The organism is Chroococcidiopsis thermalis PCC 7203 (assembly GCF_000317125.1).
GTDB lineage: Bacteria > Cyanobacteriota > Cyanobacteriia > Cyanobacteriales > Chroococcidiopsidaceae > Chroococcidiopsis > Chroococcidiopsis thermalis.
In genome coordinates this window covers 578,084-591,668 of record NC_019695.1, presented here as the reverse complement: position 1 = coordinate 591,668, position 13,585 = coordinate 578,084, and the positions used below count along the sequence as shown (strand labels likewise).

At 42.4% G+C, this 13,585-nt stretch carries 15 protein-coding genes; 11 read left to right on the top strand and 4 right to left on the bottom strand.

Going from position 1 to position 13,585, the window contains the following annotated elements:
- Nucleotides 1-5 precede the first annotated feature (5 nt).
- The gene (locus CHRO_RS31515) at nt 6-179 is read left to right on the top strand and encodes a hypothetical protein (protein ID WP_181824258.1); all 174 of its coding nucleotides are present in this window, start codon (nt 6-8) and stop codon (nt 177-179) included.
- A gap of 12 nt (nt 180-191) precedes the next feature.
- On the opposite strand, the gene rppA is transcribed toward CHRO_RS31515, so the two are convergent.
- The gene (gene rppA / locus CHRO_RS02600; protein ID WP_015152620.1) at nt 192-866 is read right to left on the bottom strand and encodes a two-component system response regulator RppA; all 675 of its coding nucleotides are present in this window, start codon (nt 864-866) and stop codon (nt 192-194) included.
- A gap of 156 nt (nt 867-1,022) precedes the next feature.
- Between rppA and CHRO_RS02595 the strand changes: the two genes are divergently transcribed.
- Complete coding sequence (locus CHRO_RS02595; RefSeq protein ID WP_015152619.1) at nt 1,023-1,415, top strand: hypothetical protein; 393 nt, start codon at nt 1,023-1,025, stop codon at nt 1,413-1,415.
- Nucleotides 1,416-1,449: 34 nt separating this feature from the next.
- Here the strand turns inward: CHRO_RS02595 and CHRO_RS02590 are convergent, their stop codons facing one another.
- Entirely contained in the window at nt 1,450-2,649 is a 1,200-nt protein-coding gene (locus tag CHRO_RS02590) for an esterase-like activity of phytase family protein (protein ID WP_015152618.1), read from the bottom strand.
- Nucleotides 2,650-2,787: 138 nt separating this feature from the next.
- Here CHRO_RS02590 and rpiA point away from each other — a divergent pair, with 138 nt between their 5' ends.
- From rpiA to CHRO_RS02555, 7 genes are all read left to right on the top strand, one after another.
- Nucleotides 2,788-3,498 (top strand): ribose-5-phosphate isomerase RpiA, encoded by a 711-nt coding sequence (rpiA, locus tag CHRO_RS02585; protein WP_015152617.1) that lies wholly within the window; start codon nt 2,788-2,790, stop codon nt 3,496-3,498.
- Nucleotides 3,499-3,534: 36 nt separating this feature from the next.
- Entirely contained in the window at nt 3,535-4,716 is a 1,182-nt protein-coding gene (locus CHRO_RS02580) for an aldo/keto reductase (RefSeq protein ID WP_015152616.1), read from the top strand.
- A 265-nt stretch (nt 4,717-4,981) separates the two neighbouring features.
- Nucleotides 4,982-5,716: a superoxide dismutase gene (locus CHRO_RS02575; protein ID WP_015152615.1), complete on the top strand. Its 735-nt coding sequence runs from the start codon at nt 4,982-4,984 to the stop codon at nt 5,714-5,716.
- A 327-nt stretch (nt 5,717-6,043) separates the two neighbouring features.
- A complete protein-coding gene (locus CHRO_RS02570; protein WP_015152614.1) occupies nt 6,044-7,051 on the top strand; it encodes a glycosyltransferase in 1,008 nt (335 codons plus the stop codon).
- Nucleotides 7,052-7,055: 4 nt separating this feature from the next.
- Nucleotides 7,056-7,766 (top strand): class I SAM-dependent methyltransferase, encoded by a 711-nt coding sequence (locus CHRO_RS02565; RefSeq protein WP_015152613.1) that lies wholly within the window; start codon nt 7,056-7,058, stop codon nt 7,764-7,766.
- A gap of 163 nt (nt 7,767-7,929) precedes the next feature.
- Nucleotides 7,930-8,166 carry a hypothetical protein gene (locus CHRO_RS02560; RefSeq protein WP_041462328.1) on the top strand — a complete coding sequence of 79 codons (237 nt, stop codon included), beginning with the start codon at nt 7,930-7,932 and terminating at the stop codon, nt 8,164-8,166.
- Between the two features lie 44 nt (nt 8,167-8,210).
- Nucleotides 8,211-10,343 (top strand): hypothetical protein, encoded by a 2,133-nt coding sequence (locus CHRO_RS02555; protein WP_015152611.1) that lies wholly within the window; start codon nt 8,211-8,213, stop codon nt 10,341-10,343.
- A gap of 112 nt (nt 10,344-10,455) precedes the next feature.
- Here the strand turns inward: CHRO_RS02555 and rsmG are convergent, their stop codons facing one another.
- Together rsmG and CHRO_RS02545 are read right to left on the bottom strand one after the other, a co-directional pair.
- Entirely contained in the window at nt 10,456-11,166 is a 711-nt protein-coding gene (rsmG, locus tag CHRO_RS02550; protein WP_015152610.1) for a 16S rRNA (guanine(527)-N(7))-methyltransferase RsmG, read from the bottom strand.
- 68 nt (nt 11,167-11,234) lie between these two features.
- On the bottom strand, nt 11,235-11,894 hold the full coding sequence (locus CHRO_RS02545; RefSeq protein WP_015152609.1) for an ABC transporter ATP-binding protein: 660 nt from the start codon (nt 11,892-11,894) through the stop codon (nt 11,235-11,237).
- Between the two features lie 225 nt (nt 11,895-12,119).
- On the opposite strand from CHRO_RS02545, the gene CHRO_RS02540 reads away from it, so the two are divergent.
- The gene (locus CHRO_RS02540) at nt 12,120-13,025 is read left to right on the top strand and encodes a Sll0314/Alr1548 family TPR repeat-containing protein (protein ID WP_015152608.1); all 906 of its coding nucleotides are present in this window, start codon (nt 12,120-12,122) and stop codon (nt 13,023-13,025) included.
- Nucleotides 13,026-13,126: 101 nt separating this feature from the next.
- Entirely contained in the window at nt 13,127-13,585 is a 459-nt protein-coding gene (locus tag CHRO_RS02535) for a DUF3531 family protein (protein ID WP_015152607.1), read from the top strand.

The window sequence follows — 13,585 nt, the reverse complement described above, 5'->3', positions numbered from 1 at the left end:
GAGGAGTGAGGAGTGAGGGGACAAGGGAGACAAGGGAGACAAGGGAGACAAGGAAGCAGGGGAGCTTTAGGGGCAGGGGTTCAGGTGCATACCAACTACCAACTAGCAACTACCAATTCCCTACACCACACACCACTCGCCACCTAACTACCAATTACCAATTACCCATTCACAAATGACAAATGACCCCTCTATTCTGGTGCATTCAATCGATATCCCATACCATATACAGTTTCCAACCAATCTTTGGCTCCGACGGCTTGCATTCGCTGGCGTAGTCTTCTTACTAGTGTAGTCACGGCATTACTTTCTGGTTCCGTTCCCCACTCCCATAAAGTGCTTTCAATTTGTTCGCGAGAGAGAACTTGGCGGGGGTGACGCATGAAATATTCCATCAGTTGAAATTCTCGCACTGAAAGTTGAGCGATCGCCTCTCCTCTTTCTAAGGTAAGCGTGGGACGATGGAGTTGAAGATCGCCAACGATTGTCGTGTCACCTTGCCATTGGGGCGATCGCCTGCCTAATGCCCTGACTCTTGCCAATAACTCTAGCAGATCGATTGGTTTAACGAGATAATCATCTGCTCCCGCATCCAAGCCTACGACTTTATCTGCTATGGTATCTTTTGCCGTTAGGAGAAGCACTGGGGCAGTTTTACCAGTTTGCCGATACTGCTGGCACAAACTTACACCGCTCACTTTCGGCAACATCCAGTCTACGATGAGCAAGTCATAATCTTTCTGAGTTATCAACCATTGCGCCGTCTCGCCATCTTTGGCAGTATCTACAGTATGTCCTGCTTGAGAAAGAGCAGCGTGTATGGGTTCTAACTGTGCTGGATCGTCTTCTACAAGTAAAATTACCATAGGATAACACGAAATCAGAAGTCAAAAGTCAAAAGTCAGAAGTCAAAAAAAGTTACTAGTAGCCGATCGCTGTTCATTGAGGGGTATTACAGTTAATGTTTCTAAATCGAGATAGACTTATATGGATAATAGTAGCCGAACTGTGTTGACTAACTGATGCGCAGACTGCGATCGCTTTACCCTCTCAAATCCCTGGGATTAGAATTTTGGTTGCCGCTACCGATTTTGGCGATCGCTTTTTGGAGCGGTGGAGCAGCGATCGCCGATAAAATTTTACAACGCTCTTATTACGTCACAACTCCGATCCAAGCCAACGCTCAAGTCCAAGAACAACCAACTAAGGTCATCCTCTCAATTGGAGTTGAGATTAAGTATCATCAGGGCTTTTCTAAAGTTAAAGTGAAAACTGCTAATTCTGCCTTGAAAAAATTAGAGTTTGAGTTTCCTTTCACAGAAGTTAGCCAAATCGAAGTCGCATTGTCGCGCGAACTTGGTTTGTCTTTAGAGCAAATTCAAAAGACAGTTCACTATCAAGTTGATTTTAGATGAATCGTTAATAAATAGGATTGAAGACAGTTTCAAATCATTGATAACGCAGGCGAAAAAGCAGAAAATTAGTTACCTGTTGGTCATGACTCAGGACAAGCAAACTTTTCGTACCATCAGATAAGCGAGAACCGAAAGTCATACCTGACAAATTTTCTAAAGTAATTCCTAACTCTTGTAAGTCTAAAACTAGCTTTTTCTTAATTTCTCGAACTCCTCTAATTTTACCTTTAAGCCTCTCAACTTTTGATGTATCGGTTGCGCCGCTTGTCACAACCTGATAAATCTTTCCAGTTTTTGTCTCTGGCTGGAGTTCTAAACTGAGAAAATGAACGCCTTCTACAGATAACAATTCCTCAAGTTCGGCATCAAGAGGATAAGCATATTCTGCTAGTAGCATCGGCGTACCGTAGCCAATTAAGTAATGTAGTAACCGAGCTTTTCCCTGTTTAGAATTAGGCGTATCTCGGTCTTGTACTAGCGTTGACTCAGTAGCAGTAAATAAATTTACTGGTTCTCCACTTGTTGGAACAGTACCAGTCGCATTGAAAGCTAAAGCAGCAAATGTTATATCGTCTTGAGTAATTTGAGTATTCTGGTTTTGCCCTTTTTCCTGTATGCTTTCAGCAATATATCGTTTAGGAAGAGTCAGGCTTTGCAGCAACTGCCCAGTTTTTAGATCGCATTCTCGGATAAAAGGAAGCGCGCGATCGCCACTTATCTGAGAACCAGAAATATATACGGTTTGTTGCGGTGTTAAAGCAATTCCCTTAGCAACAAAGATCTTCGGTTCGTATAGTTTGCCGTCGCGATCGATAAGTGACTGTACTGACTCTATATCAATATCTTGAATTTTTATATCCTCAGAATCGGTATTAAAAGTCAACTTGAGGGTGAAGATTTCATTACCAGAGACAGCATAAAAGCGATCGTGCCGTTTGTCATAAGTAATTGCTGAAAATTCCGTGACTGGTGCGTTAGAAAGGTTTGTTGGTAGTTGATATTTTCCTAAATATTCTAACGAGAGGTCGAGAAACAATCGATCTTTTGCTGCTAACGCTGGAGTTGCGAACGATAGTAGACTGAAAAATGCGATCGCGCCAACTAAAATTACCTGCATAAACAGGCGATTAAAGTCACCGCTACACAGACAAAACCTGCCTACACAGGTTCTCAAAAATCTCACGAGTTTCAACTCAGCACTAATAAACTTAGCTTGTGTAGATATAAATTTCATTCCTCCAGATTTCCCACTTATCACTCCCTTGTCCCCCTTGTCTCCCTTGTCTCCCTTGTCCCCCTTATCCCCCTGCTCCCTCTTTCTCTCCGTCCCGTAGCGCTATATACTAATCGCGGCAGAGATTGAGATTTGAGCATGACCGCAGCAGCAGATCCAGTAAAAACGATGAAACAGGAAGTCGGCAAAGCCGCCGCTGCCTTGGTAAAGTCTGGTACGATTGTCGGACTCGGTACGGGTTCTACTACAGCCTATGCAATTCAATATATCGGCGATCGCCTCAAGTCTGGCGACCTCAAAGATATTGTTGGTATTCCTACTTCATTTCAAGCCGAAGTCCTATCTAAACAATATGGCATTCCTCTCACTACTCTAGACGCTATAGACCATATTGACTTGGCAATTGATGGTGCGGATGAAGTCGATCCGCAGAAAAATTTAATTAAAGGTGGTGGTGCTGCCCATACCCGTGAAAAGGTTGTAGACTATCTAGCACAACAATTTATCGTCGTTGTCGATAGCGGTAAGCTGGTAGACCGATTGGGTTCCGTATTTGCAGTCCCAGTAGAAGTCATCCCAATGGCAATTTCACCCGTCATGCGGGCAATTGAAAAGCTAGGTGGTAAACCGGAACTACGGATGGGCGTAAAAAAAGCCGGACCCGTAATCACCGACCAAGGTAACATGGTGGTTGATGTGAGGTTTGATGCGATCGATAACCCCGCCGAATTAGAAAAAACCCTCAACAACATTCCTGGCGTACTGGAAAACGGCATCTTTGTCAACTGTACCGATCTCGTCCTGATTGGCGAAGTGCAAGACGGTCAACCCGTGGTAAGACAAATGTAATTTGTGGGGCGCACAGGTGTGCGCCCGTTAAAGTCTATGCAATACCGACGATTTGGACGCACAGAAATACCCATGCCCGTATTTTCCTGTGGTGGTATGCGCTATCAGTTCAAATGGCAAGATGTCCCTGCTTGGACGATTCCGCAGAACAATCAGCGTAACTTAGAAGCCACAATTCGGAGGGCAATTGAACTAGGCATCAATCATATTGAGACAGCCAGAGGTTACGGCACTTCAGAAGTGCAACTAGGGCGCATTCTACCATTAGGCGATCGCGATCGCTTAATCGTCCAAACGAAGGTTAATCCCAGCCAAAATCCCAACGAGTTTCGCCAAAAATTTGAACAGTCCTTACGCAATCTTCGCCTAGATTACATCGATTTACTAGGTATCCACGGCATTAACGATGCTGAAACCCTACATCAGACCATTCGTCCTGGTGGATGTTTGGAACTAGCACGGCAGTGGCAAGCTCAAGGTAAGGTAAGATTTATCGGCTTTTCTACCCACGGCGCAACTGAAATTATTACACAGGCGATCGCCACAAACGAATTCGACTACGTTAATCTCCACTGGTACTATATCAACCAAGTCAACTGGGAGGCAGTTGCAGCCGCCAATCGTCACGATATGGGTGTATTTATTATTAGCCCCTCCGACAAGGGGGGAATGCTTTACAAGCCACCCCAAAAGTTAGTAGAACTCTGTTCTCCCCTCAGTCCAATGGTGTTCAACGACTTATTTTGTCTGAGTCATTCTCAGGTGCATACTCTCAGTTTAGGGGCTGCCAAACCGCAGGATTTTGACGAACACCTCAAGACTTTAGAGTATCTAGACCGGGCAGATGAGATTTTACCACCGATTTTGGCGCGATTAGAGCAAGCAGCTTGCGATAGCTTAGGGGAAGATTGGGTAAAAACTTGGCAGATAGGTTTACCCAGATATGACGAAACGCCAGGTAACGTCAATATTTCGACGATCCTATGGTTGAGAAACTTAGCGATCGCTTACGACCTCACAGAATATGCCAAAATGCGGTATAATCTCCTCGGCAATGGTGGTCATTGGTTTCCTGGCAATCAAGCCAAGCAGATCGAGCAGTTAGATTTGCGATCGTGCATTGCTAACAGCCCCCACGCCGATAAAATTCCTGCTATCCTCGCCGAAGCACACAAACTATTAAGCGGCGCAGAAGTCAAGCGTCTGTCGCAAGATTAGGAGTGATGGAATTGTAGGGGCGGGTTTCACCCAGCAGACTTTACGACTTACAGACATTTCAGCTAAACTCGCCCGTACAAGAGTTAGCGAAATAATATAGGCACAATGACCTTAAACCTGAGAATATGAAAACTGTTGCAGCAAAAATTTATTGTTCAGACGTTAAAAACTAAGGTAATTCCAACCACCAATTACCAATTACCAACTACCAATTCCCAGAAAATTGCTGTAACAAATTTGACTAGCTCAGCAAAGGTAAGTACTTATGTCTATCAAGCGTCGTAATTTCTTGTTTTTAGTAGGAGGAACTGCTGGTGCTTATGCTATAGAAACTTATACTTCGCACAATTTAGCTTGGGCGCAGACTCCAAGTGCTAGTGGAGATTTTAAATTACCACCTTTGCCCTACGACTACAAAGCATTAGAACCGCATATAGACGCGCAGACAATGCGAATCCACCATGACAGACATCACGCAACATATGTAAAAAATTTAAATGCAGCGATCGCAAAATATCCCAAACTAAAAGGTCAAACTGCCGAACAACTTATCCAAAAACTTGACAGCCTACCACAAGATATTCGCATGACAATCCGCAACAATGGCGGCGGTCACGTCAATCATAGTATGTTTTGGGAAATTATGAGTCCCAAAGGTGGCGGAGAACCAACGGGAGAAATTGCCTCTGTTATCAAGAAAAACTTTGGTAGCTTTGCCAACTTTCAACAGCAATTTAATCAAGCGGGAGAAAAACAGTTTGGTAGCGGTTGGGCTTGGTTGGTTCGCACTCCTGACGGTAAATTTCAAGTTACCAGTACTGCAAATCAAGATAGCCCCCTAATGGAAGGTAACTATCCAATTATGGGAAATGATGTGTGGGAACATGCCTACTATCTCAAGTATCGCAATCGCCGCGCCGAATATCTCAAGGCTTGGTGGAATGTCGTCAACTGGCAAGAAATTAATCAGCGCTTAGCACTGGCAGCGAAAGCGGCATAATTAGCAGTAGCAGAAGGAGCAGGGGGACAAGGGGGAACTCGCTCTTCCCCACGACCGAAGGGAGTGGGGATTAGGGGGCGAAGGGGGACAAGGGGGACAAGGGAGAAGTTCTAAGCCACTAGCCACCAGACACTAGCCACTAACCGTTCCCGACTCCCCATTCTGACGCGGAACCCTAAAAATAGTTTTGCGTCATTGAGGGGTGGTAAGATGAACGCAGAAATTTGCTGTTGATGCAAATACTCAACTCAGTGCGATGTGGATATCTATCGTACTCGCGATCGCCAACTACTCATCTAAGATGTCTAGCTTAGGATTCGGACTAAAATGACATTGCTCGATAGCGATCTCCATCGTTCTCCATCTGCGATCGTGCTAATTCCAGTGTTTAATGATTGGGAGGCACTGGAAAGGTTGCTCTGGAGTTTGGATGAAACTTTTCTAGACCGAGATATTCGCGTAGATATCTTGATTGTAGACGATGCTTCGATCGCTCCAGCCCCCACGGAACTGAAATTTTTTAGTTTTAAAGCCATCGAGAGAGTCAATATTTTAGAACTAAAAAGAAACTTAGGGCATCAACGAGCGATCGCGATTGGTTTAGCTTACATCGCAGCAAACTTAAATTGTAAAGTCGTTGTCGTTATGGATGGAGATGGCGAAGACAATCCGCAAGATGTTCCTAGACTAATTAATTGCTGCCAAGCAGAAAGCAATGCCAAAGTTATTTTCGCTAAAAGAACTAAGCGATCGGAAACATATCTTTTCAAAGCTTTTTATCTAGTTTATAAACTCGTCTACAAACTCTTAACCGGACATCACATTCAAGTAGGAAACTTCAGCGTAATTCCATATCAACTTTTGTCTAGAATTGTGGTCATCTCCGAGATTTGGAATCACTATGCCGCTGGAATTATGCGGGCGAGAATACCATATACTGAAATTGCTACCAAGCGCAGCAACCGTTTGTTCGGACGCTCTAAAATGAACTTTGTTTCCTTGGTAACTCACGGAATCAGTTCGATTTCTGTCTATGCAGATATAGTAGGTACGAGACTGATTATTTCTGTGTCGGTCGTTGTCTTATTAATTCTAATATCTCTAGGTGGAATTGTATCTATTAAACTCTTCACCAGTTTAGCAATTCCTGGTTGGACATCGATCGCAGTTGGAATTCTTTGCTCGATTCTCATGCAAGCAGTCATGTTGTCGATTGTTTTTGCATTAATGATTTTAAATACTAGGAATAGTTATGGATTTATGCTTGGTCAAGACTATTATTACTTTGTTTCTAAGTTGAAAGAAGTATTTTCTAGAGAAGTTTTGTCTAAATAAGTCGATGCAAGATTACTCCTATATTGGCGCGGAATTAGAATTATTTTCTCAAGCTTATAACTGGAAAAACTATTATGGAAATCTAGTTCAAAAATACTTACAAGGTAGAGTATTGGAAGTAGGTGCAGGGATAGGCGCAACCACTGAATTTCTCTGCAAGGGTCATCAAAAAGAGTGGCTTTGCTTAGAACCAGACCCAATTCTAACGGAAAAGATCGATTTAAAAATTTCTGTTGGCAGAGTGCCAGCGTGTTGTAAATCGAGAGTGGGAACCTCAGCAGATTTAGCTTCAAACGATCGCTTTGATACCATTATTTACATGGATGTTTTGGAGCATATAGAAGACGATCGCACAGAAGTGAAGACCGTGACGCAGCATTTATCAGATGGCGGTTACTTAGTCGTACTAGCTCCCGCACATCAGTGGCTATTCACGCCATTCGATCGAGCTATAGGACACTATCGACGCTATAACAAGCAAAGTTTAGCATCCACGATCCCCAGAAGCCTGAATTGTATTCAGCTGATTTATCTCGACTCCATCGGATTACTTGCCTCATTAGGCAACCGTTTCGTGTTGAAAAGTAAAACGCCGACAAAACAGCAGATACAGCTTTGGGATAAAGTCATGATACCTTTATCTAGAAACATCGATCCAATTTTGCAATATTCTTTAGGTAAATCTGTTTTAGGAATATGGCAAAAACAGAGCTGATAGACTACGAGTCTGAGGCTACACAAACTAAGTCTGTTCGAGACAACTATTCCAGCTTGCGAAGGTAGGCTTTGTTTGCGTAGCTGCGATTCCCAATCGCTGAGGTATTTTGACTGGTAGCAAAGGGTTGAAAATGAATAGCTTCAAAGTAAAAAATAAAACGATGCCAAAGGCGATTCACTTCGCGATCGTCGCAACTCAAATTGTAACTCTTATTTGCCTTTGTCTAGCATTTAGCGTTCTAGTTATTAAAGATTTTTACCACCCGCTAACCGGATTTACTGGTCCAGGACTTCCAGGCTATCCAGATTCAACTGTCAATAAAGAATATGTAGACCTGTGGGAATATACAGGTTTTTATTTTGCCAAAAACTTTAATTTTTTCCCGTACCTCACCTAAATTTAACTAATAATCAAGCTTTCTATCCCTATGGAACCAATAGCGTGTTTCAGCCTTGGGGAATTGAGAAAGATCTATTTTACGCTGGACTTTATTCTCTATTTCAAACTGGTCCTTGGTTGCAGTTTTATTATTTGCTTTCAATCGCAGTTACGGTAGTTTTTACTTTTTTCCTACTCCGAAAAGACTACGGCTTATATCGCGCTGCTGGTGCTGGCTTTATTGCTGCTTTTTTTAACTTTTACGCGATCGCAAAATATCCTCAGCACGTCGGTTACGCAATCTTACACTGGACAATTCTCAGTTTTTTTGCTGACTTTCTCATCGTCAAACGAGTGGTGATGAGGCAACACGTATCTCTACGATTGATTCTACTTAGGGTGTGTTTGCTCGTCTTATCTCTCGGTCAAGATTTGGGATATGTTGCTGGTTATGCATTAACATCTTTTACGGTTTCTATACTTTATATTATTGCCCTCAATATTCAGAGATATTTAATTAAAAAAGAAGTCAAAATCAAAAAAATCCTGCGGTTGCAACTTTTAAGTTACAAAAGAGACTTCTTTACTCATCCCAAAACGAGTTTAATCTTATTAGCTATAACTGCGATCGCCAGTTATATATATTTACCTTTGGTTTTGCAAATTGGCAAAGCGGCTAAAAGTTTAAGCGATACGGGAGATTTTTATGGTGCTTGGTGGACGAATCCAGCGCGACTAATAATACCATTTTTTCCTTTTCTCAACCCAGGACAGAATTATGCCAACTTCTTTTTAGACTCAACAGAAGCTTTTTTTGATGGTAGTCCTGGTTGGTTTTTACTAATAGTAGGAACTGTAGGATTGTGGCAAGCTAGGAAACACATTGGTATCTTTGTCCCCTTACTAATTATTCTCTTACTCTGCCTGCTCTACCATCCCACTTTTCTACCAACTTTAAAAATCTTTCCTTGGTTTAGCTTTAATCGCGTTAGCGGACGTAGCACGCTAGTTTATGCCGTAATTTTTTGCATTTTTGCTTTAGGAATTAATTTAGAACATTGGCGTTCCTTCGGCAAAAAGTTTTTAGCGGTTGCATTAGTTCTACTAGCTTGTACTGAACTTTACACTGCCTATTCGTATAAAGCTTACTACCAACCCGCTTCACTAAATGAGAACTTTTACGCTTACATGAATTATATTAAGGAGCAGCCAGGGGAAGCAGTGTTAGATTTTCCCTTCTGCGTTCATGGCGGAAATGGAATTGGTCCTTGTCCTTATTATGTCTATAACAGCGGCATTTTTACCTTAAGACGATTCCATAAGAAAAAAGTGATGGGACAGTATTTCGGACGCTTACACCCATCTCAAGCAGAACCTTATATTGCAGCAGGCTGGGATAAATTACTCGCACCAGACACGCAAAAGAAAACGTCAATTCCACAAGTAAAATGTTTCCGTTCTGATGAGTGGTCATTTTTTACAGATTTTTATAAACTGAACGATTTTGCTGGAATTAATTTATATACAGATTTACTCACGAAAGACTGTACTCAAGAATTTTACGGTCGTTTTGGCGTGCCAACTATGGTGACAGAAGCACCTACGGGGGGAAGAATAGAATTTATTCCTAAATCTACTAATTGGCGACTTCAAGTTAACTCGGATTTAGGTGCTAGCTTAAAATTCCAACCTTTATTAGATAGCTCTGAAACAAATCTACTGCAAAATAGTGCGCCCTATAGTTTAAATTTAACTGGATTGGAGGGAATTACTAAAGATAAACAGAAGAATAAGTTCCGCTGGGGAATAGGAGAAAAAACAGAACTGACTTTCTATTTATCTGTTCCTCAAGATTTAGTGTTGACATATAGTTTTGACAATCCGATTAGCCCTCAAGATATAATTGTAGAGATTGATGGCATACAGATAGAAAGAATTGCGCCGATTCAAGTTGGCGATCGCGTTCAACGTCAACTGAAGTTTCAAGGAATTGCCGGACAGAATACTATTACATTTAAATATCAAAATCGCAGTTCCTTTTTTGATGTCTTGCAATATGCCATGAAGCATGAAAATTTAGAAATTAAACCGCTGCCACTCGAAGCACAGTATGGTAACTGGAAATCGCAGCGATCGATCCGATTTCGGCAGCTTTCAATTCAACCAGTACAAAAAAACAGGAGTCAGAAGGCATAAAAATTTGAATGAGGTAGATGTATTTGTATGGGCGCACAGCCGTGCGCCCATATAGATGTATTGCATCTATATGGAAATCGCTATATTCGCGTGTTTCTATAGTTTCTAACGATTATGAATTAATTTTACGCAAATAAATACAATGACGCATACCGTGGCTTAAAGGAGTGGTAAAGTTTTCAATTTTTTCAATTTTTCCGCTCAACTTTTTTACAGTATCCTCTAAAGTTGTTTGTTCTTCTTTTGTCCAATTACCTCGATATAAAACAGCTAATCCCTCTGCTTTGAGAAAAGGTAAAGCGTAATTTGCACAAATATCAGCCGCCGCCACAGCTCTAACTAAAGCTATGTCATAACTGTTAGATTGTTGGGGTTGCTTGTTGATATTTTCAGCCCTACCAACTAAAGTTTGAATATTTTGCAGGTTCATTTCAGTCATTAAAGAATTCAGAAAAGCAACTTTTTTCTGCGTAGAATCGAGTAAAGTTACTTCAGCATCAGGTAAAGCGATCGCCACAGGAATTCCAGGAAAACCAGCCCCCGTACCAATATCGATTATCTTATGTAGGGGCGGACATCTGTGCGCCCCTACATAATTTGTTGGCAATAAAGATACAATCCCCCGCAAAGAGTCCCACAGATGCTTTTCCCAAAACTCTTCTGGTGCAGTAATGCGAGTCAAATTTAATTTTTGATTACCAAGAACGATCGCTTCATAAAGCTGCTGAAATTGCGCTTGTTGTGCGATACTAGGCTGCCAATTTAAAGTTTGCTGCCAAATCTCATGCATTTCCGGCAACACAGCAACACTGCGTTCTTTCATAACTTATTCCTCATAATTCTGAATTCCGTAGCTTGCTTCCCCGAAGGGGTATTCCGAATTCCGAATTCTCATGCTATTTGATGCGGTTCGATCGCCAACGGTGCTGTAGGATAAATTTCACCGTGCTGAATTGACCAACAGCGATCGGCGATCGCTAATAAATCTCCTGCATCGTGAGTTACAACTAACAGCGTCCGTTGTTGCTTAAGTTGGGATAATAAATGAACTAGCTGCCTGCGCATCGACCAATCTAAACCAGCCGTAGGCTCGTCTAATAACAGCAGTGCGGGTTTGCGAATTAACTGAACCGACATAGCCAAGCGGCGTTGCTGTCCCCCGCTGAGAACTTGTGGTGGTGTGTGTAGAGGCAAATTCTCCAAACCGACATCTGATAAAGCTTGTTTGACTCGTTCCGAACCTAATTCGGGATGTCCCAAGCGTAATTCTTCTAAAATTGTACCACCGCAGAAATGACGCTCTGGAAACTGAAATACCAATCCTGCTAACTCTTGTAAATTCTCCGGTTGTAATTCTTGCGTTCCCCAACTGACGTTACCCGCAGTTGGCGATACCAACCCCGATAAGATTTCTAATAACGTACTCTTGCCAGAACCACTAGGACCAATAATCAATCCCAACTGCTGGGGTGCTAACTCTAGGTCGATCGATTTTAAAATAGCTGTTGAACTAGCTGGGGGGTGATAAGTCAGATTTTTCAGATAAAGCATCAGTTAAATATACCAACAAACATTAACGGACATTCGGCAGCGCTAAATATACCAAGTATAATTCTGCCTAGATTCTGGCAAACAGATGTCAATACCGAGCGATAGCTGCAACTTCCCTACCGGGGATTCGTCTATTTCAGTTATCAGTTATCAGTTATCAGTAGAAAGCGACTTGTGACTTCTCCCTTGTCCTCCTTGTCCTCCTTGTCTCAGCCCCTAACTCCTATGATCAGGCAAATCTTTAGTGCGATCGCACTTTCAACTACACTCACTCTTTACCTCATTTCTCCGACTCTGGCTCAAGATCCCTTTCGCGCTACGAATCAAAGACCGATTGGCGAAAAAACTGAAGCCGCTTTCAGAGCCATGTTCGAGCAGGGAGATTACATTTCAGCAGATCGCTATCTCAAGGCAATTTCAGGTAACGAGCAGCAAGAGCCTTTAGCGTATGCCATGAGAGCTTCCCTTGCTTACGTCCTCAACGAGGACTACAATTCTTTAGGCAACTATGGCAAAAAGACATTAGACACGGCTCGCCAACTAACATCAACAGACCCGTTGCGCGGTAACTTATACTCAGCAGTCGGTCATTTTTTATTGGGTGCATCTGCTTTGTTTCGAGAAGGGACAGTGAAGGGAACGCCGCAGGCTTTGGCAGAATTAAGGCAAGTCTACGAGTACATGGACAAAGCTGAAGCGATCTCCTCTACAGACCCCGAATTAAACTTGCTGCGGGGATACATGGACTTAATGGTATCTGTCAATCTGCCCTTTTCCAACCCAGAACAAGCAATAGGGCGCTTGCAAAGGTTTGCCGGACCTAAGTATTTATCCGAAAGGGGTGTAGCGGTTGGCTATCGAGATTTGAAAAAATTTCCCCAAGCCATAGAAGCTGTGGATAGAGCGATGAAAGCAAGTAATAGCAACCCAGAGTTGTATTATCTTAAAGGACAAATTCTTTCTACTTATGGCAATCAGCAAAAGAGTGCAGCCATGTTACAGGAATCGGTGAAGAATTTCGATTTAGCGATCGCCAAAAAAGACCAACTCCCACCCGACTTAGTCAAACAAATCGAACGAGAGAGACGCAAGGCAGCTCAACGACTAAGTGTAGTAGCGCAGCAAAAATAGATAATGGTAGTTGGTAGTTGGTAGTTGTTGGCTATTGTCTTTTCACTTACGGCTTACGACTTTCCGATTACCCATTACCCATTACCCATTACCCAATCAAAATGCAAGTTCAATTTCGCGAATTTAATCCCTTTGATGTCTGGTTTTGGATCGAGTTTAGTAACGTACCTGCCCCAATGGAAAAGCAGTATGTTGAGGAGGTGTTTCAGTCCTGGTTTTATTTAGGAAAATTAGGTGGGTTCAATGCCGAAAATTTGCAAGTTCAAGAAGAAGGATTAGATCTCAGCTACATGGAATATGACACGCAGCAGGCTGATGATAGCATGATGGCGCTGATGCACAATATGGGTGAATTTGAGTATCAGGGAACTTGGGCGCGCTGCTGGTTCGATCTAGGTACGAGCGACGCGATCGCGATCGATATTCTGATTAATTCTCTCCGGCAATTGAGTCAAGAATACGTCAGTATCGAACGGCTATATATTGGTGGTGAAAATGAGGATTGGACTGTAGAAGATAATGACGAAGATCGTTCTAGATTTATTTACGATGGGAATTAA

What these genes read in the sequence shown, in the direction of transcription:
- rppA (WP_015152620.1), bottom strand. Translation starts at nt 866, where the DNA reads ATGGTAATTTTACTTGTAGAAGACGATCCAGCACAGTTAGAACCCATA.
- CHRO_RS02595 (WP_015152619.1), top strand. Translation starts at nt 1,023, where the DNA reads ATGCGCAGACTGCGATCGCTTTACCCTCTCAAATCCCTGGGATTAGAA.
- CHRO_RS02590 (WP_015152618.1), bottom strand. Translation starts at nt 2,649, where the DNA reads ATGAAATTTATATCTACACAAGCTAAGTTTATTAGTGCTGAGTTGAAA.
- rpiA (WP_015152617.1), top strand. Translation starts at nt 2,788, where the DNA reads ATGACCGCAGCAGCAGATCCAGTAAAAACGATGAAACAGGAAGTCGGC.
- CHRO_RS02580 (WP_015152616.1), top strand. Translation starts at nt 3,535, where the DNA reads ATGCAATACCGACGATTTGGACGCACAGAAATACCCATGCCCGTATTT.
- CHRO_RS02575 (WP_015152615.1), top strand. Translation starts at nt 4,982, where the DNA reads ATGTCTATCAAGCGTCGTAATTTCTTGTTTTTAGTAGGAGGAACTGCT.
- CHRO_RS02570 (WP_015152614.1), top strand. Translation starts at nt 6,044, where the DNA reads ATGACATTGCTCGATAGCGATCTCCATCGTTCTCCATCTGCGATCGTG.
- CHRO_RS02565 (WP_015152613.1), top strand. Translation starts at nt 7,056, where the DNA reads ATGCAAGATTACTCCTATATTGGCGCGGAATTAGAATTATTTTCTCAA.
- CHRO_RS02560 (WP_041462328.1), top strand. Translation starts at nt 7,930, where the DNA reads ATGCCAAAGGCGATTCACTTCGCGATCGTCGCAACTCAAATTGTAACT.
- rsmG (WP_015152610.1), bottom strand. Translation starts at nt 11,166, where the DNA reads ATGAAAGAACGCAGTGTTGCTGTGTTGCCGGAAATGCATGAGATTTGG.
- CHRO_RS02545 (WP_015152609.1), bottom strand. Translation starts at nt 11,894, where the DNA reads ATGCTTTATCTGAAAAATCTGACTTATCACCCCCCAGCTAGTTCAACA.
- CHRO_RS02540 (WP_015152608.1), top strand. Translation starts at nt 12,120, where the DNA reads ATGATCAGGCAAATCTTTAGTGCGATCGCACTTTCAACTACACTCACT.
- CHRO_RS02535 (WP_015152607.1), top strand. Translation starts at nt 13,127, where the DNA reads ATGCAAGTTCAATTTCGCGAATTTAATCCCTTTGATGTCTGGTTTTGG.